At 60.1% G+C, this 16870-nt stretch carries 16 protein-coding genes; 8 read left to right on the forward strand and 8 right to left on the reverse strand.

Annotated elements, in window-relative coordinates:
- Positions 1–127: 127 nt before the first annotated feature.
- The gene (locus ACIOU6_RS15925) at positions 128–403 is read right to left on the reverse strand and encodes a hypothetical protein (protein ID WP_339432736.1); all 276 of its coding nucleotides are present in this window, start codon (positions 401–403) and stop codon (positions 128–130) included.
- Between the two features lie 211 nt (positions 404–614).
- Here ACIOU6_RS15925 and ACIOU6_RS15930 point away from each other — a divergent pair, with 211 nt between their 5' ends.
- Complete coding sequence (locus ACIOU6_RS15930; RefSeq protein WP_221732701.1) at positions 615–1694, forward strand: hypothetical protein; 1080 nt, start codon at positions 615–617, stop codon at positions 1692–1694.
- A gap of 2 nt (positions 1695–1696) precedes the next feature.
- Positions 1697–2050 carry a DUF1428 domain-containing protein gene (locus ACIOU6_RS15935; RefSeq protein ID WP_221732700.1) on the forward strand — a complete coding sequence of 118 codons (354 nt, stop codon included), beginning with the start codon at positions 1697–1699 and terminating at the stop codon, positions 2048–2050.
- Between the two features lie 35 nt (positions 2051–2085).
- Here ACIOU6_RS15935 and ACIOU6_RS15940 read toward each other — a convergent pair whose 3' ends face one another.
- Entirely contained in the window at positions 2086–2280 is a 195-nt protein-coding gene (locus ACIOU6_RS15940; protein WP_221732699.1) for a hypothetical protein, read from the reverse strand.
- 105 nt (positions 2281–2385) lie between these two features.
- On the opposite strand from ACIOU6_RS15940, the gene thpR reads away from it, so the two are divergent.
- Positions 2386–2925 (forward strand): RNA 2',3'-cyclic phosphodiesterase, encoded by a 540-nt coding sequence (thpR, locus tag ACIOU6_RS15945; RefSeq protein ID WP_221732698.1) that lies wholly within the window; start codon positions 2386–2388, stop codon positions 2923–2925.
- 241 nt (positions 2926–3166) lie between these two features.
- On the opposite strand, the gene ACIOU6_RS15950 is transcribed toward thpR, so the two are convergent.
- The 5 genes from ACIOU6_RS15950 to ACIOU6_RS15970 form a co-directional block, all read right to left on the reverse strand.
- Positions 3167–4264, reverse strand: a complete 1098-nt coding sequence (locus tag ACIOU6_RS15950; protein WP_401137753.1) for a polyamine ABC transporter substrate-binding protein — start codon at positions 4262–4264, stop codon at positions 3167–3169.
- Positions 4265–4350: 86 nt separating this feature from the next.
- Positions 4351–5229: an ABC transporter permease subunit gene (locus ACIOU6_RS15955; protein ID WP_221732696.1), complete on the reverse strand. Its 879-nt coding sequence runs from the start codon at positions 5227–5229 to the stop codon at positions 4351–4353.
- A complete protein-coding gene (locus ACIOU6_RS15960; RefSeq protein ID WP_221732715.1) occupies positions 5226–6107 on the reverse strand; it encodes an ABC transporter permease subunit in 882 nt (293 codons plus the stop codon). The genes ACIOU6_RS15955 and ACIOU6_RS15960 overlap by 4 nt, the downstream gene beginning before the upstream one ends.
- A gap of 29 nt (positions 6108–6136) precedes the next feature.
- Positions 6137–7279: an ABC transporter ATP-binding protein gene (locus ACIOU6_RS15965; protein WP_221732695.1), complete on the reverse strand. Its 1143-nt coding sequence runs from the start codon at positions 7277–7279 to the stop codon at positions 6137–6139.
- A gap of 372 nt (positions 7280–7651) precedes the next feature.
- Positions 7652–8413, reverse strand: coding sequence for a gamma-glutamyl-gamma-aminobutyrate hydrolase family protein (locus tag ACIOU6_RS15970; protein ID WP_401137756.1), 762 nt, complete (start codon positions 8411–8413; stop codon positions 7652–7654).
- A gap of 282 nt (positions 8414–8695) precedes the next feature.
- On the opposite strand from ACIOU6_RS15970, the gene ACIOU6_RS15975 reads away from it, so the two are divergent.
- The 3 genes from ACIOU6_RS15975 to ACIOU6_RS15985 all read left to right on the forward strand — a co-directional run bounded on the left by ACIOU6_RS15975 (position 8696) and on the right by ACIOU6_RS15985 (position 13085).
- Positions 8696–10072 carry a glutamine synthetase family protein gene (locus ACIOU6_RS15975; RefSeq protein ID WP_221732693.1) on the forward strand — a complete coding sequence of 459 codons (1377 nt, stop codon included), beginning with the start codon at positions 8696–8698 and terminating at the stop codon, positions 10070–10072.
- A gap of 189 nt (positions 10073–10261) precedes the next feature.
- Positions 10262–11752, forward strand: coding sequence for an aldehyde dehydrogenase (locus ACIOU6_RS15980; protein WP_401137759.1), 1491 nt, complete (start codon positions 10262–10264; stop codon positions 11750–11752).
- 49 nt (positions 11753–11801) lie between these two features.
- On the forward strand, positions 11802–13085 hold the full coding sequence (locus tag ACIOU6_RS15985; RefSeq protein ID WP_401137761.1) for an NAD(P)/FAD-dependent oxidoreductase: 1284 nt from the start codon (positions 11802–11804) through the stop codon (positions 13083–13085).
- Positions 13086–13177: 92 nt separating this feature from the next.
- Here the strand turns inward: ACIOU6_RS15985 and ACIOU6_RS15990 are convergent, their stop codons facing one another.
- On the reverse strand, positions 13178–14068 hold the full coding sequence (locus ACIOU6_RS15990) for a LysR substrate-binding domain-containing protein (RefSeq protein ID WP_401137764.1): 891 nt from the start codon (positions 14066–14068) through the stop codon (positions 13178–13180).
- A 118-nt stretch (positions 14069–14186) separates the two neighbouring features.
- On the opposite strand from ACIOU6_RS15990, the gene ACIOU6_RS15995 reads away from it, so the two are divergent.
- Complete coding sequence (locus tag ACIOU6_RS15995) at positions 14187–14651, forward strand: (2Fe-2S)-binding protein (RefSeq protein ID WP_221732689.1); 465 nt, start codon at positions 14187–14189, stop codon at positions 14649–14651.
- Positions 14651–16864: a molybdopterin cofactor-binding domain-containing protein gene (locus ACIOU6_RS16000; RefSeq protein WP_401137768.1), complete on the forward strand. Its 2214-nt coding sequence runs from the start codon at positions 14651–14653 to the stop codon at positions 16862–16864. Before ACIOU6_RS15995 ends, ACIOU6_RS16000 begins: the two co-directional genes overlap by 1 nt.
- Positions 16865–16870: the final 6 nt, after the last annotated feature.

Raw genomic sequence — 16870 nt, forward strand, 5'->3', positions numbered from 1 at the left:
CTCATGAATCTTCAGATTCATTGTGGGAACGGGCATGCTGGCGAAGGGACGTTTCAATCAACGAGAGGTTGAATGATCCACCGCTTTCGCGAGCAAGCCCCGCTCCCACGGGGTTTGCCTTCAGGCGTTATAAAAAATGAGCGCTCGCCTGGACGCGGGATCGCGCAGGCGTCGAGGCCTCGAGATCCAGCAAATGGGTGGCGAGAATGTCGCTCAGAAAGCGAAACTGATCGTTGATGCCGACCACTTCATTGCTGAAATGATGGGTCGCGGCGGGCATCAGCAAATCGTCGAAATCGTCGTTGAACACCAACGCCTGCGCCTTGCGTTGCACAACGTGCTGCTCGTAGTAGTTGCTGCCGAACACCGGGAAACTTACGGAGAGCGTGATGGTGTGAATCATGATGTGAACGCCTCGTTGTGGTTCGGATGGCGCAATCGTGCCTTTGATGTGCGGCGGGCGGAACGCAATCGTCGCGATGTTGGATATCGACGGTATTGATGGTTGGCGCAGACCCCTTGTGGGAGCTGTATTTGACCCAATACCAGACAAACGGCCCATCTCCTGCACCTATACTCAAATTTGCTGCTCCTTACTCTAGGAGACCATCACCGTGAAACCGCGCGCGCTGTTCGTCGCCGCACTGTTTTTGCTGGCTGGCTGCGCCTCTTCGGCGCGGGCCCCGGTGACGGCGCCAGCGGTGGTGGTTTCACCTGCAACCTGGCAGCAAATCGACCGCGAAATCGTCAACGCCTCGCAACAGTCCACCGAGCAGGTCAAGCTGTTCGCCCGTGGCTCGATGGAACATTGGCGCACTCGCGTCTATCAGCAAACTGAAGAAAATTTCATCCCGTGGTTCAGCAGTTACTGGACCCAGGAATGGCTGTCGATGAAGGTCAGTTGGTACACGATCAGCGCTGGTGGCGAGGAGGACGCGTCGGCCAAGCGTCTGGCGGCGTATCTGCTTGAGCAATATCAGGAAAAGGTGTTGGCGCCGGTGGCCGTGGAGATCGATCCGGACGCGATCCTTGGCCAGGCCACGGCGTTCTATGCGCAACTGATGGCCCGGCAGATGCCGCTCATCGCTCTGCGTCACGGTGTGCCGGTCGCGCAACTTAATGGACATCTGCAGAAAACTCCGGCGATAGCGCTCGGGCCGCCAACCGCTCGGGACGCGTCGCTCTATCAAATTGTCAGCACGCAGCCTTTGAACACACTGCCCGCTTACGCTGCGTTGATCGACAAGATTCACACCGATGGTGGTGCCCAGGGCATCGCTTCGACTGATGCCGGTATGGCGCCCGTCGCCAAACGCGCCAGCCAACGCATCGAAGCGGAGATGGCACCACGCGGCGCCGCCAGTGCCGTGGCGGCAGCGGCGGGCAAACTGGCCGGCGCGATGATTTCGGTAGGCGTGGCGGGCATCCGCGCGATCATTCAGGCCAATGACCGTCCCGACAGCGAAGCGCTGATCCGTAGCAGCTTGGGCAATACATTCGATAAAGCCTGGCTGAAACTGGTGCAGAACCCGAATACGGGTGTGATGGCCGGTGCACTGCACATCGCTGGGCAGATCGAGCGCCATCTAGGCGGGGTAGAGCAACCGCCGGTCGGGTTGGGCGTGAATCGTGTCGAATGGCAGCCGCCGCAATCGACCATTGAGCAGAACGAACCCACCGTACAAGGAGAATGATCATGTCTTACATCGATATTTTTGTTGCCCCGGTCCCGACTGCCCATCGTGAACAATACAAAAAACACGCTGAGATCGCGGCCGAACTGTTCAAGGAGTACGGCGCCCTGAGCGTGGCCGAATGTTGGGGCGATGACGTGCCAGACGGCAAGCTCACCTCTTTCCCGATGGCGGTGAAACTCAAGGAAGGTGAAACCGTGGCGTCGGGCTGGCTGATCTGGCCGGACAAGGCCACCCGCGATGCGGGCATGGCGAAAATGATGGACGACCCACGCATGCAACCGGACGTCAACCCGATGCCGTTCGATGGGCAGCGAATGATCTTCGCCGGGTTCAAATACCTCATCGAACCTTGAAACTCACGCAAGCCCGTTCCCACAGGTTTTGTATTTCACTCTGCCGATGGCGTAATCCGACAGCCTTTGCGATGACGAATCTGCTCATCCGTTGGCCGCTCTCGGACAAACTCGAATCGCGGATCGCCCTCGCGGTAATGCACCAGCCAGCCCCATTCCAGTTCGTTTTCATCCTGCCCGGGGTTGGGTGGTCTGGCCCACCACGGTTCTTTGCTGAGGATCTCGCGCATGGCGACCTCCGGTTGATGGCAATCCTTGAACTATAGACGTGTGCGGCGAGTCGTCAGAAAGGGGCAGGTAGAATCGGCTATCACGACCCTCTAAGGAGCCAGGCCATGACGGATGAAAAACACGGGGATCTGCCCTCCAAGCGGCTGTTCTTTGCCCTGGACTGCCCAGTGGCGCAGCGCAAGGCGATGGCTCAATGGCGCGCGGAGTTGGGCTTGAGAGCCGGCAAACCCGTGCCCGCCGACAATTTTCACCTGACGTTATTGTTTCTCGGTGCGGTGCCATTGGCGCAGATCGGCGAAGTCTGCGAAGCCGCCAGTAAGGTACGCACGCCGGGAGAGGCCGTGCGGATTTCGCTGGATCGCTTGCAGGTCTGGCACCGCGCCGGGGTGTTGTCGTTGGCGCCCGAGCAGGCACCGCAGGCGTTATTACGTCTGGTCTATGCGCTTGAGCAGGCCATGTTGCCGTTTGGTTTTGAGGCGCCGTCACACGCGTTTCGCCCGCATCTGACGCTGGCCCGTGATTACCGCGCACCCGAGCCGGAAGCCGCCACACCGCCGGAGTTCTGCCTGCGTGCCGAGCGCTTTGCCCTGTTTGAATCGCACAAGGGGCGCTACCGCGTTTTGCAAGATTGGCCGCTGACCTGAGCGACAAAAAAAGGCGCCCGAGGGCGCCTGAAATTCACCTGAGCCGAGGGAGCCAGGTGAGGCCGTTCATATGCAGGGTGCAGCGGTGGTAAGGCGCTGCGTGAACGGGAAATCATAAACCTTCAAGCCGACACCTATCCCCTGTGGGAGTGGGCTTGCTCACGAAGGCGTCAGGTCAGCCAATTCACAGGTGCCTGACACTACGCTTTCGCGAGCAAGCCCGCTCCCACAGGGGATTCGGTTACTTACCGAGTTTCACCCGCGTCCAGCCACGGGTCATGATCCGCTGGGTGGCAATCGGCTGATCCGGCACCGCATACAGCGTCGCCATCACCGCTTGCGACGGGTACGAGCCCGGATCGTTGCGGATCGCTTCATCCACCAGTGGCGTCGCCGCCGAGTTGGCGTTGCTGTAGCCAATATTGTTGGTGACTTCGGCGATGATGTCCGCACGCATCAGGAAATTCATGAACAGGTACGCGTTGTCGACGTTCGCCGCATCGCGCGGGATGGCGACCATGTCGTAGAAGCTGCCGGCGCCTTCCTTGGGAATGCTGTAGTCGATCTTCACGTTGTTGCCCGATTCCACCGCACGGGCCTTGGCCTGCAGCACGTCACCGGAATAACCGACGGCCACGCAGATGTTGCCGTTGGCCAGGTCAGAGATGTACTTCGAAGAGTGGAAGTACGCCACAGACGGGCGGATTTTCATGAACAGCGCTTCGGCTTCCAGAAGGTGCGCCTTGTCCTTGTCGTTCACCGGATAGCCCAAGTAGTGCAGGGCGGCCGGGAGCATTTCGGTCGGCGAGTCGAGGAAGCTGATGCCACACGCCTTGAGCTTCTCGGCGTTTTCGGGCTTGAACAGCAAGTCCCAGGAATCGGTCGGGGCGTTGGCGCCGAGCACTTCCTTGACCTTGGCCGGGTTGAAACCGATGCCAATCGAGCCCCACATGTACGGGAACGCGTGAGCGTTGTCCGGATCACTGGCGGAGGCGTTTTTCAGCAGCACCGGGTTGAGATTCTTCCAGTTCGGCAGTTTTGATTTGTCCAGCGGCTGATAGACGCCGGCCTTGATCTGCTTGGCCAGGAAACTGTTGGACGGCACGACGATGTCGTAGCCGGATTTGCCCGCCAGCAAACGCGCCTCAAGGGTTTCGTTGCTGTCGAAGACGTCGTAGGTCACGCGGATGCCGGTCTCGTCTTCGAACTTCTTGACGGTGTCCGGGGCGATGTAATCGGACCAGTTATAAACACGCAGCACCTTGTCGTTGGCCTGGGCGCCCATAACCATTGCGCCCATTAAGGACAGTGTCAGCAGAGTCCTGCCAAACATTTTCATCGGTACAACTCCATTGTTCTTGTTCAAAAACTCAACACGGTAAACCTGTGGCGAGGGGACAAACCCCGTCGCCACAACATCAGTTATCAAGCGTTAGCAGCGGCGCGTTGCGGCTGTTGCCACGATTCATTGGCGGTCTGATCCATCGCTTCCTGAATCGCACGTTTGCGGTTGGCTTCTGCCTTGCGGCCGAAATACCAGACCAGGAAGGTCACGATCGACACCGCCAGCAGAATCAGGCTGGCCACGGCGTTGATCTCAGGCTTCACGCCCAGGCGCACCGCCGAGAACACTTCCATCGGCAGGGTGGTAGAACCCGGGCCCGACACGAAGCTTGCCAACACCAGGTCATCCAGCGACAAGGCAAACGACATCATCCCGCCCGCCGCCAGCGACGGCGCAATCATCGGAATGGTGATCAGGAAAAACACCTTGAAGGGCTTTGCCCCCAGGTCCATCGCCGCTTCTTCAATCGACAGATCCAGTTCACGCAGTCGGGCGGAAACGACCACCGCCACATAGGCTGCACAAAACGTGGTGTGGGCGATCCAGATGGTGACGATGCCACGCTCCTGCGGCCAGCCGATCAGCTGCGCCATCGCCACGAACAGCAGCAACAACGACAGACCGGTAATCACCTCGGGCATCACCAACGGCGCGGTGACCAAACCACCAAACAGCGTGCGCCCCTTGAAACGCGTCACCCGCGTCAGCACAAACGCGGCCAGGGTGCCGAGTGCGACGGCGGCAATCGCTGTGTAGCAGGCGATTTCCAGCGAGCGCAGCACCGAGCCCATCAGTTGCGTGTTGTCGAGCAGGCCGACGTACCACTTCACCGACCAGCCGCCCCACACGGTTACCAGTTTCGAGGCGTTGAACGAGTAGATCACCAGGATCAGCATCGGCAGATAGATGAACATCAGGCCGAAGATCAGCATGAACTTTGCAAAACCGAAGCGTTTCATCCCCGTGCCTCCATCTCTTTGGCCTGGCTGCGGTTGAACAGCAGAATCGGCACAATCAGGATCAACAGCATCACCACCGCCAGGGCGGACGCCACCGGCCAGTCGCGGTTATTGAAGAACTCTTGCCACAACACACGGCCGATCATCAGCGTCTCCGGGCCACCGAGCAGTTCAGGAATCACGAACTCACCGACCACCGGAATGAACACCAGCATGCAACCGGCGATGATGCCGTTCTTGGCCAGCGGCACGGTGATTTTCCAGAAGTTGTTGAAGTTGCTCGAGCCCAGGTCTGACGCGGCTTCCAGCAGGCTGCCATCGTGTTTGACGAGGTTGGCGTACAGCGGCAACACCATGAACGGCAGATAGGCGTAAACCACGCCGATATAGACGGCCGTGTTGGTGTTGAGGATTTCGATCGGGTGATCGGTGAGCCCCGTCCACATCAGAAACGCGTTGAGCAACCCGTTGTTGCTGAGAATGCCCATCCACGCATACACGCGGATCAGGATCGCCGTCCAGGTCGGCATCATGATCAGCAGCAGCAAGACGTTTTGCGCTTCCTTGCTCGCCTTGGTGATCGCGTAAGCCATCGGGAAACCGATCCCCAGGCACATCAGCGTGCTCAGTGCCGCGACCTTCAGCGAACCGAGGTAGGCCGACAGATAAAGGTCGTCTTCACCCAACAGGGTGTAGTTGCCGATGTTCAGCAACAGTTGGAATTTCTGCTCGGCGTAGGTGTAGATCTCCGAGTAGGGCGGAATGGCCAGGGCTGCTTCCGAGAAGCTGATCTTCATCACCAGAAAGAACGGCAGCATGAAGAACAGGAACAGCCAGACGAACGGAATACCGATCACCAGTTTTCGCCCGCTGGGCACCAGGCGCAGGAATTGCTGATTGAAGGTTCTCATGAGCGCAGTACCACGCCGCTGTCGTCTTCCCACCAGACGTAGACCTTGTCGTCCCAGGTTGGTCGCGCGCCACGGCGTTCGGCGTTGGCCATGAACGACTGGACGATCTTGCCGCCAGGCAATTCAACGTAGAACACCGAGTGGCCACCGAGGTAGGCGATGTCATGCACCTTGCCTTCGGACCAGTTGTAGCGGAACTCCGGTTGGGTGGTGCTGACGAGCATTTTTTCCGGGCGGATCGCGTAGGTGATCGACTTGTCCTGCACTGAGGTGCTGACGCCATGGCCGACGTAGATTTTTTGCTGCAAGTCCGGGCTGTGAATGATTGCGTGACCTTCCAGGTCTTCCACCACGGTGCCGTCGAAAGCGTTCACGTTGCCGATGAATTCGCAGACCATGCGGCTGACCGGGGCTTCATAGATGTCAATCGGGCTACCAATCTGCGCGATCCAGCCCAGGTGCATGATCGCGATGCGTTCGGCCATGGTCATGGCTTCTTCCTGGTCATGCGTCACCATCACGCACGTTACGCCGACGCGTTCGATGATTTGCACCAGCTCAAGCTGCATCTGCGAACGCAGCTTCTTATCCAGCGCGCCCATCGGTTCGTCGAGCAGCAACAGCTTCGGACGCTTGGCCAGCGAGCGGGCGAGGGCAACGCGCTGGCGTTGACCGCCGGACAACTGGTGCGGCTTGCGCTTGGCGTATTGGGTCATGTGTACCAGGCGCAGCATCTCTTCGACGCGGGCGTCTATTTCACTGGCCGGCAAACGGTCCTGCTTGAGGCCGAAGGCGATGTTCTGCGCGACGGTCATGTGGGGGAACAGCGCGTAGGACTGGAACATCATGTTGATCGGCCGCTCATACGGCGGCATGTCGGTGATGTCCACGCCGTCGAGCAGAATCCGCCCTTCGGTCGGGCGCTCGAAACCGGCGAGCATGCGCAGCAGGGTCGATTTGCCCGAACCGGAGCCGCCGAGCAGGGCGAAGATTTCGCCCTGATGGATCTCCAGGGAAACATCGTCCACGGCGGTGGTTTCGTCGAACTTCTTGGTCACGCGATCGACTTTCACCAGAACCTTTTTCGGTTGCTGATGACCTTCAAGAGCCTTCCTGTAAGTGCTGGAGGCGTTTGCCATGTGAAACTCCCAACAGGTTTCAGTCGCCGGGCCAATGTGGCCTGGCTTAAAAGTGGATTGCAGAGCTGTAAGTGCATTGCCTGTCGGATCACATCCCCTTGTGGGAGCGGGCTTGCTCGCGCATACGTCGTGTCGATCGACATCGTTGTTGCCTGACACACCGCTTTCGCGAGCAAGCCCGCTCCCACAGGGTTTTGCGTTGTCCTGACGGGCACTGCTCTTACCGATCCGGCTTGGTTGGCGCCGCCGTCCTGGCTGCCTGGGTCGTACTTGTTGTTATTACGGTTTGTTGTTTTCACGGATGACGGATGCACACACGCGCAGCCGCCGACCCCGTGGGGGCAGTAAACAGTGATGAAATCCTGGGTTGGGTCAGCGTTGGTTGCGTCGCGCCGCCCGTTGCCGGCAAGCCTCGCCGAACGCCTGGAAAATCCTCAGGTAGTTCGGGTTATCGAGTACCTGCCATTCCGGGTGCCATTGCACACCGAGGGCAAAGGTCGGGCTGTGCTCCACCGAGATCGCCTCGATCAGGCCATCCGGCGCCACCGCTTCGGCACGCAGGCCGGGAGCGAGGCGGTTGATGCCCTGACTGTGAATCGAGTTGACCTGGAACTCGCCCGGCAACGCCAGTGCTTCGAACACGCCACCGCCAAGGACGCTGACCGCATGGGCCGGTGCGTATTGCACGGCCACATCCGGGCTGTCGGCTTCGCGGTGATCGAGCATGCCCGGCAACTCATGCACCTTCTGATGCAGGCTGCCGCCGAACGCGACGTTCATTTCCTGGAAGCCACGGCAAATGCCCAGCACCGGAACGCCCGCCGCGATGGCTGCACGCAATAGAGGAAGGGTGGTGGCGTCCCGCGCCGGATCGTGATCCGTGCCGGGGGCGCTGGCCGGGCCTTGATAGTGGAAAGGTTCCACATTCGAGGGCGAGCCGGTCAGCAAAAGACCGTCGAGTTGACCGAGCAGGTCTTCGATTTCAGTCAGCTTGCCAAGGGAAGGAATGACCACCGGCAGCCCCAAAGCCGCGACGCTGACAGCACGCAAGTACTTGTCGCCGCTGATGTGATAGGGGTGCAGGCCAATCTGTTTGACGCACGCTGTAACGCCGATCAATGGCTTGAATGCCATTTTTATTCACCTCGAAGTTTGACACTTGAACGAGCTTTTCCGGAGCTTAGCCTCGTTGATTTTAATTAACAACTGCCATGTAAAAAATTCTAAACGCCGCTCGTCCAGTCTTCACGGTTTATGGGTGTCTGGCGCCTGTGTTGGCACGTAAGTGTTAAATAAAACCCTAAAAATAAAGGCTGAACGGTCGAGTGTTCGCTATTGACTTCACTTTGCCTTTCGGATTGACTGGCTCGGCGAAACAGCAGTGAACATAATAATTAACAGCTAAATAGGTGCATCATGTCGGTCCCTCTGCGTGCCGTTCAACTCAACGAAGCAAACGCATTCCTTAAGAAATATCCTGAGGTTTTGTACGTCGACCTTCTGATTGCGGATATGAACGGTGTGGTGCGCGGCAAGCGCATCGAACGCACCAGTCTTCATAAGGTTTACGAGAAAGGCATCAACCTGCCGGCCTCGCTTTTCGCCCTCGACATCAATGGCTCCACGGTCGAAAGCACTGGCCTGGGGCTGGACATCGGCGACGCTGACCGCATCTGCTACCCGATCCCCGGCACCCTGAGCATCGAGCCGTGGCAGAAGCGCCCAACCGCACAATTGTTGATGACCATGCACGAGATCGAAGGCCAGCCGTTCTTCGCTGACCCGCGTGAAGTGTTGGCCAATGTCGTGCGCAAGTTCGATGAAATGGGCCTGACCCTCTGCGCGGCGTTCGAACTGGAGTTCTATCTGATCGACCAGGACAACGTGAACGGCCGTCCGCAATCGCCGCGTTCACCGGTTTCCGGCAAGCGTCCGGTATCGACTCAGGTGTATCTGATCGACGACCTCGACGAGTACGTTGACTGCCTGCAAGACATCCTCGAAGGCGCGAAAGAGCAGGGCATCCCGGCTGACGCCATCGTCAAGGAAAGCGCCCCGGCGCAGTTCGAAGTCAACCTGCATCACGTCTCCGACCCGATCAAGGCGTGCGACTACGCCGTCCTGCTCAAGCGTCTGGTGAAGAACATTGCCTACGACCACGAGATGGACACCACCTTCATGGCCAAGCCGTATCCGGGCCAGGCGGGCAACGGACTGCACGTACACATTTCGATTCTGGACAAAGAAGGCAACAACATCTTCGCCAGCGAGGATCCCGAGCAGAACGCCGCGCTGCGACACGCGATCGGCGGTGTGCTGGAGACCCTGCCTGCGCAAATGGCTTTCCTCTGCCCGAACGTCAACTCGTACCGCCGCTTCGGTGCACAGTTCTACGTGCCGAACTCGCCGAGTTGGGGCATCGACAACCGCACCGTGGCCGTGCGCGTGCCGACCGGTTCCGCCGATGCTGTGCGCATCGAGCATCGTGTGGCCGGTGCCGATGCCAACCCGTACTTGCTGATGGCGTCGGTGCTGGCCGGTATTCACCACGGCCTGACCAACCAGATCGAGCCAGGCGCGCCGGTGGAAGGCAACAGCTACGAGCAGAACGAGCAGAGCTTGCCGAACAACCTGCGCGACGCATTGCGTGAGCTGGACGACAGCGAAGTCATGGCCCGCTACATCGACCCGCTGTACATCGACGTGTTTGTCGCGTGCAAGGAAAGCGAGCTGGCCGAGTTCGAAAACTCGATCTCTGACCTTGAGTACAACTGGTATCTGCATACGGTCTGATTTGCAGACCAACACCGACCCAATGTGGGAGCGGGCCTGCTCGCGAATGCGGTGTGTCATTCAAAATCATTTTGTCTGGCATGGTGCTTTCGCGAGCAAGCCCGCTCCCACAGGGGATACGGTTACCAGGTTTTGATGAGTGGGCGACCGCCTGCCATCACCCCAATCCCCCCTTGTCGAGCCACAACAATGACTACAACCCGCAACGACTGGGAACAACGCTTCCAGTCCCTGACCATCGAATCCCGCGCTTTTATCAACGGCCAATACCGCCCGGCCATCAGCGGCGACACCTTCGAATGCCTGAGCCCCGTGGACGGCCGTTTCCTCGCCTCCGTGGCCAGCACCGACGAAGCCGACGCCAACCTCGCTGTTGAAGTCGCGCGCCAGTCTTTCGAATCCGGCGTGTGGGCGAAAAAAGCCCCGGCCGAGCGCAAGCGCATCCTGATCCGCTTCGCCGATCTGATTTTGCAACACCAGGAAGAACTGGCGCTGCTCGAAACCCTGGACATGGGCAAACCGATCAGCGACTCGATGAGCATCGACATCCCGGCGACCGCCAACGCGATCCGCTGGAGCGCCGAAGCCATCGACAAGATCTACGACGAAGTCGCCGCCACGCCCCACGACCAACTCGGTCTGGTGACCCGCGAGCCATCCGGTGTAGTCGCCGCGATCGTGCCGTGGAACTTCCCGCTGATCATGGCCAGCTGGAAATTCGCACCTGCGCTGGCAGCGGGTAACTCGTTCATCCTCAAGCCTTCGGAAAAGTCGCCGCTGACCGCCATCCGCATCGCTCAACTGGCGTTGGACGCGGGCATTCCGAAGGGGGTGTTCAACGTCCTGCCGGGCTTCGGTCACACCGTCGGCAAGGCGCTGGCGTTGCACATGGACGTCGACGTGCTGGCCTTTACTGGCTCCACGGCGATTGCCAAGCAACTGATGATTTATGCAGGCCAAAGCAACATGAAACGCGTTTGGCTCGAAGCCGGGGGCAAGAGCCCTAACGTGGTGTTCGCCGACGCACCGGACTTGCGCGCAGCAGCACAAGCGGCGGCTGGCGCCATTGCCTTCAACCAGGGCGAAGTCTGCACTGCCGGCTCGCGTCTGCTGGTTGAGCGTTCGATCCGCGAGCAATTCATCCCGCTGCTGGTGGAAGCGCTGCAAGCGTGGAAACCCGGTCACTCCCTCGACCCGGCCACCACCGTCGGCGCCTTGGTCGATCAGCGTCAACTCGACAACGTGCTGCGCTACATCAGCATCGGCCGCGAGCAGGGCGCCGAGCTGATCGCTGGCGGCCAACGCACCCTCGAAGAAACCGGTGGCCTCTACGTGCAACCGGCGCTTTTCGACGGCGTGACCAATGCCATGACCATCGCCCAAGAAGAGATTTTTGGCCCGGTGCTGTCGCTGATCACCTTCGACACTGTGGATGAAGCACTGCACATCGCCAATGACAGCATCTTCGGCCTCGCCGCCGGGGTCTGGACCAGCAACCTGAGCAAGGCACACACCTTCGCTCGTGGCCTGCACGCCGGCAGTGTGTGGGTCAACCAGTACGACGGCGGCGACATGACCGCGCCGTTCGGTGGCTTTAAACAGTCGGGTAACGGTCGCGACAAATCGCTGCACGCGTTCGACAAGTACACCGAGCTGAAAGCGACCTGGATCAAGCTCTAATTCTTTTACAGCGGCGGTCGCCAGTGCCTGGCGGCCATCGGAGAAACGTATGAAACAACAACACGTAAACAGCTACTACGCCGCCACCCGTAACGAAGTCATCGACTTCCCGATACTGGAAGAAGCGGTGGACTGCGACGTCTGCATCATCGGCGCCGGTTACACCGGCCTGTCCTCGGCGCTGTTCCTGACCGAAGCCGGCTATAAAGTCACGGTGCTGGAAGCGGCGAAAGTCGGCTACGGCGCCAGCGGCCGCAATGGCGGTCAACTGGTCAATTCCTACAGCCGCGACGTCGACGTAATCGAAGAGCGCTATGGCGACAAGACCGCAGAAATCCTCGGCAGCATGATCTTCGAAGGCGCTGACATCATCCGTTCGCGCATCAAAGACTACGACATCCAATGCGACTACCGCCCGGGCGGCATTTTCGCGGCGATGAACAAGAAGCAGCTCAACGGTTTGGCCGAGCAGAAGCGCAACTGGGAACGCTACGGCAACCGTAATCTGAAGATGCTCGGCGCGGCGGACATCCGTCGTGAAGTCGGCTCCGACGCCTACGTCGGCGGCCTGCTCGACTTGCAGGGCGGCCACGTACACCCGTTGAACCTGGCCCTCGGTGAAGCCGCCGCAATCACGCGTCTGGGCGGCAAGATCTACGAGCAATCGGCTGCCGTGGAAATCACCTACGGCGAGCCGAATGTCGTGCGCACCGCCAAAGGCCTGGTGCGCGCCAAGTACCTGTTGATCGCTGGCAACGCCTACCTGCCGCAAGGTCTCGACAACCGCGTCACCGCGAAAAGCATGCCGTGCGGTTCGCAAATCGTCGTCACCGAACCGTTGACCGAGAAGCAGGCGCGCAGCCTGATCACCAACAACTACTGCGTCGAAGACTGCAACTATCTGCTCGATTACTACCGCCTCACCGCCGACAACCGCCTGCTCTACGGCGGCGGCGTAGTCTACGGCGCGCGTGAACCGGACGACATCGAACAGCTGATCCGCCCGAAGATCCTCAAGACTTTCCCGCAGCTCAAAGACGTGAAAATCGACTACCGCTGGACCGGCAACTTCCTGCTGACCATGTCACGCATGCCGCAATTCGGCCGCATCGAGAAAAACGCCTACTACATGCAAGGCTACAGCGGCCACGGCGTCACCTGCTCGCACCTGGCCGGCAAACTGATCTCGGAAATGATCCGTGGCGACGCCGAACGCTTCAACGCCTTCGCCTCCCTGCCACACATGCCCATGCTCGGCGGCCGCACCTTCTCCGCACCATTGACCGCCCTCGGCGCCGTTTACTACTCACTACGCGACCGTTTCGGCATTTAGGTTACCTTCCCGGCGGCGGCCCCAAAGACCCCCGCCGGTTTTTTACCTGAGTCCAGCGCTCAAAATGTGTGTGGGGCCTGCCATCGATAGCGTCATGACGGGGTGTGCAACGCCAACTGCTTGATCACCTCAACCACTGGCGCCACCCGCTCAGCCTGCCCCTGCGGCCACACTGCATAGAGGTTGTAATGCGCCGCAATCTGCGCCTCGTTCAGCGCGACCAACCGTCCACTGCGCAATGCATCGGCGGCCAGTAAACCGCGCACCAGTCCGGCACCCACGCCAGCCTCGGCGGCGGCGATCAGATTGGCCGCATTATCGAAAATTATCCGCGCCGGCGGCTCAGTCGGCGGCAAGCCCGCCGCATCCAGCCACGGGATCCACGAACGCCGCGTGTAGCCCAACAGTGGCAGCTCAAGAACCTGCGCCGGGCTCAGCGACAACTGCAAGCCATGTCGTTCCAGCAACTCGGGCGAGGCCACCGCCAGCACCCGGTCGCCACAAATCTGCGTCATCTCGCAGTCATCCCAATCGCCATAGCCATAACGCAGCGCCAGGTCCACCCGCTCGAACGTGCTGCGATCGCTGCGTGGCATCGACAGCAGTGTCACCTCGTAGTCTGGCAGCCCATCGAGCAATTGCGGCAAGCGCGGATTGAGCCAGCTCTGCGCCAGCTCAGTGTCCACATCCAGTGTCAGCCGCTGCGCCATGCTGCGATTTTTTACCGAAGACAATGCGCGGTCGATCTGCGCCAGACCGTCCGACAACACACTGGCAAACAACTGCCCAGCGTCCGTCAGATTGCTACCGCCACCTTCACGCACGAACAGTGGCTGGCCGATAAAATCTTCCAGCGTACGGATTTGCTGGCTGATAGCGCTATGAGTCAGGTCGAGTTTGCGTGCAGCACTGGAAAAACTGCCGCTGCGCGCTGCGTGGATAAACGCGCTCATGGACTGCACCGACGGGTATCGCTTGTACATGTTGTTAGTCCTGCTTACACCGGTTGGCAGAAATCGTCGCTGGCCGCGTGTTGCCAAGGGTTCCAATAATCGGTCACCAGGCCCGCACAAAGACGGGCCGCTCTTTTGGAGCCTGACAATGATTGCATTCACGGTTAACGGCGAACGACGCGAGCTGGATGAGGCATCCCCCTCCATGCCCTTGTTATGGGTACTGCGTGATCAGTTGAAACTTACCGGCACCAAGTTCGGTTGCGGCATGGGCCTGTGCGGTGCTTGCACCGTGCATCTTGACGGTGTCGCGGTGCGTTCCTGCCAGTTGCCCGTGGCCGCCGTCGCGGGCCACAGCATCACCACCATCGAGGGTTTGTCGCCAACGGAAACGCATCCGCTGCAACTGGCCTGGGTCGCCGAAGATGTGCCGCAATGTGGCTACTGTCAATCCGGGCAGATCATGTCCGCGGCCGCGTTGCTCAACACGGGCGCGGCAGTGACCGACGATTCGATTCGCAACGCGATGTCCGGGAATATCTGCCGCTGCGGCACTTACGGGCGGATCAATAAAGCGATCAAGCGTGCGGCGAATGCGCCGAAGGAGGCCTGATGAGCCTCATCGACGATCGCGGTATCGAACTGCCGCGCCGGGTATTTCTCAAGCAAGCGGCGACGGTTGCCTCTGGGCTGGCGATTGCTTTGTATCTGCCGTCCGGCGTCGCGGAGACTGATCCGAAAGCCCCTGCATCGGCCAGCGAATTCGAACCCAACGCCTGGGTGCGAATACTCCCCGACGGCACGGTGAAACTGGTGGTGCACAAGCACGATTCCGGCACCGGCACGCAAACGGCGCTGGCCGCGTGCGTGGCCGAGGAACTGGACGTCAACCCGATGACTGTGCAGGTGATCACCCCGGAAGATCCGTTCTTCGAAACCTACATTCACCCGATCTGGAAAGTCTTCTCCACCGGTGGCAGCACCAGTGTGTCGCTGGAATACGACCGCCTGCGCATGGCCGGTGCAACGGCGCGGGCGTTGTTGATCGCTGCGGCAGCGAAACAGTGGAGAGTCAGCCCCGACAGCTGTGCCACCGAAGAAGGCCGGGTCGTTCATGCAGCAAGCAAACGCAGCTTCGGTTACGGCGAACTGGTTGGTGTGGCGGCGCATCTGCCGGCACCTGAAAAGGTCACGCTGAAGGATCCATCGCAGTTCAAGTACATCGGCAAACTGCGCCATAAACGCGACGCGGCGGCCAAGGTCTGCGGACGTTTCAAGTACAGCATCGACGTTGAGTTGCCGGGGATGCTGGTGGCGGTGATCCAGCGTGCGCCAGTGATTGGATCTAAGGTGCTCAGCATAGATTCGGCGGCGGCTTTGCAGGTGCCGGGTGTGCGCAAAGTCATTGCCGTCCCAGGGCGACCCGATGTGCTCGGCGGCAATCTGGAGGGTGTCGCGGTGCTGGCCGATACGTTCTGGGCGGCGCAGCAGGGGCGCAAGCTGCTGGAGGTCCAGTGGAGCGATTCGCCGCTGGCCGGGTTCGACAGCGACCAGTTGTTTAGTGCGCAGGCCAAAGCCATCGGCGATCCGGCAGCGCAAACCGTCAAAGCCATGATCCATGGCGATGTCAGTGGTCAATGGCCGGCCGCTGCGAAGCTGATCGAAGCCGATTACACGATGCCCTACAAGGTGCAAAACCCGCTGGAACCGATCTGTATCACTGCGCAGGTCAAGGACAAAGCGATCACCTATTGGGGCGGTGTGCAGGTGCCGTCCTCGGCCCTGGAGGCCGCGCAAATTGTGTGCGGTATCGATAAGGCCAACGTCACCATCCATGAGTGGGTGTCCGGCGGCAGTTTCGGTGCGCGGGAGGCCAAGTATTGGCTGTTTGAAGTGGCCTATCTGGCGCAGAAAACCGGTGTGCCGGTGAAGCTGCTCAACAGCCGTGAAGACGAAATGCACGCGCTGTTCAATCACCCGGCAACCCTGCACCGGGTCAAAGGTGCGCTGGACGCCCAGGGCAAACTCGCCGCGCTGCAACTGCATGCGGTGTCGCCAGCCTCGCCGGAACAGTGGGAACCGGGTTACTTCGAGCGCCCGGATCACATGGATTACAGCACCACCGAAGCGATTACCGCGTGGGACTTCGCCTATCGTGCGCCGCACCTGGAACTGAACTGGGTCAGGCATGAGAGCAACGTGCCCAGCGGCTGGTATCGCTCGGTGAGTTTCATCCCTAACGTGTTCGCCGTGGAAAGCTTCATGGACGAACTGGCCCATGCGGCGGGTGCCGATCCGTTGGCATTCCGGTTGGCGAACATGCAGGCGCGGCCACGGCATGTGGCGGTGCTCACACAAGCTGCCGAGCGCGCTGGATGGGGCCAGCCGTTGCCACCGGGCACCGCGCTGGGGATCGCCACCAATCAGGGCTACACCAGTTTTATCGCCGTTGTGGCACGGGTGGCGACAGTCGATGGCAAGGCCACAGTGCAGAAGCTGACTTGTGTGGTCGATTGCGGTTTGGCGGTGTCGCCGGGCGGCGTTGAAGAGCAGATCTACGGCGGCCTGATGTGGGGCTTTGGGCATGCATTGTTTGATCGGCTCGACATCAAACAGGGGAGGGTGGTGCAGAGCAATTTCCACGACTACCGGGTGACGCGCATGTCCGACATGCCGGCCACCGACATCGTCGTGCTGGATGGCGAGCCAGGTAAACCTGGGGGTGTCGGTGAACTGGGCAGTCCATCGGTGGTGCCAGCCATCGCTAACGCGTTGTTCGCGCTGACCGGCGTTCGTCAACGTTCAACGCCACTGAGCCTGGGATAAGCCGCC

Source organism: Pseudomonas sp. NPDC087615 (assembly GCF_044743445.1).
In the GTDB taxonomy this organism is placed as follows: Bacteria; Pseudomonadota; Gammaproteobacteria; order Pseudomonadales; family Pseudomonadaceae; genus Aquipseudomonas; species Aquipseudomonas baetica_A.

Excerpts from the sequence above, each read along its gene's own strand:
- thpR (WP_221732698.1), top strand. The coding sequence starts at position 2,386 with ATGACGGATGAAAAACACGGGGATCTGCCCTCCAAGCGGCTGTTCTTT.
- ACIOU6_RS15995 (WP_221732689.1), top strand. The coding sequence starts at position 14,187 with ATGATTGCATTCACGGTTAACGGCGAACGACGCGAGCTGGATGAGGCA.
- ACIOU6_RS15925 (WP_339432736.1), bottom strand. The coding sequence starts at position 403 with ATGATTCACACCATCACGCTCTCCGTAAGTTTCCCGGTGTTCGGCAGC.
- ACIOU6_RS15955 (WP_221732696.1), bottom strand. The coding sequence starts at position 5,229 with ATGAAACGCTTCGGTTTTGCAAAGTTCATGCTGATCTTCGGCCTGATG.
- ACIOU6_RS15970 (WP_401137756.1), bottom strand. The coding sequence starts at position 8,413 with ATGGCATTCAAGCCATTGATCGGCGTTACAGCGTGCGTCAAACAGATT.
- ACIOU6_RS15975 (WP_221732693.1), top strand. The coding sequence starts at position 8,696 with ATGTCGGTCCCTCTGCGTGCCGTTCAACTCAACGAAGCAAACGCATTC.
- ACIOU6_RS15935 (WP_221732700.1), top strand. The coding sequence starts at position 1,697 with ATGTCTTACATCGATATTTTTGTTGCCCCGGTCCCGACTGCCCATCGT.
- ACIOU6_RS15940 (WP_221732699.1), bottom strand. The coding sequence starts at position 2,280 with ATGCGCGAGATCCTCAGCAAAGAACCGTGGTGGGCCAGACCACCCAAC.
- ACIOU6_RS15980 (WP_401137759.1), top strand. The coding sequence starts at position 10,262 with ATGACTACAACCCGCAACGACTGGGAACAACGCTTCCAGTCCCTGACC.
- ACIOU6_RS16000 (WP_401137768.1), top strand. The coding sequence starts at position 14,651 with ATGAGCCTCATCGACGATCGCGGTATCGAACTGCCGCGCCGGGTATTT.
- ACIOU6_RS15950 (WP_401137753.1), bottom strand. The coding sequence starts at position 4,264 with ATGAAAATGTTTGGCAGGACTCTGCTGACACTGTCCTTAATGGGCGCA.
- ACIOU6_RS15985 (WP_401137761.1), top strand. The coding sequence starts at position 11,802 with ATGAAACAACAACACGTAAACAGCTACTACGCCGCCACCCGTAACGAA.
- ACIOU6_RS15990 (WP_401137764.1), bottom strand. The coding sequence starts at position 14,068 with ATGTACAAGCGATACCCGTCGGTGCAGTCCATGAGCGCGTTTATCCAC.
- ACIOU6_RS15965 (WP_221732695.1), bottom strand. The coding sequence starts at position 7,279 with ATGGCAAACGCCTCCAGCACTTACAGGAAGGCTCTTGAAGGTCATCAG.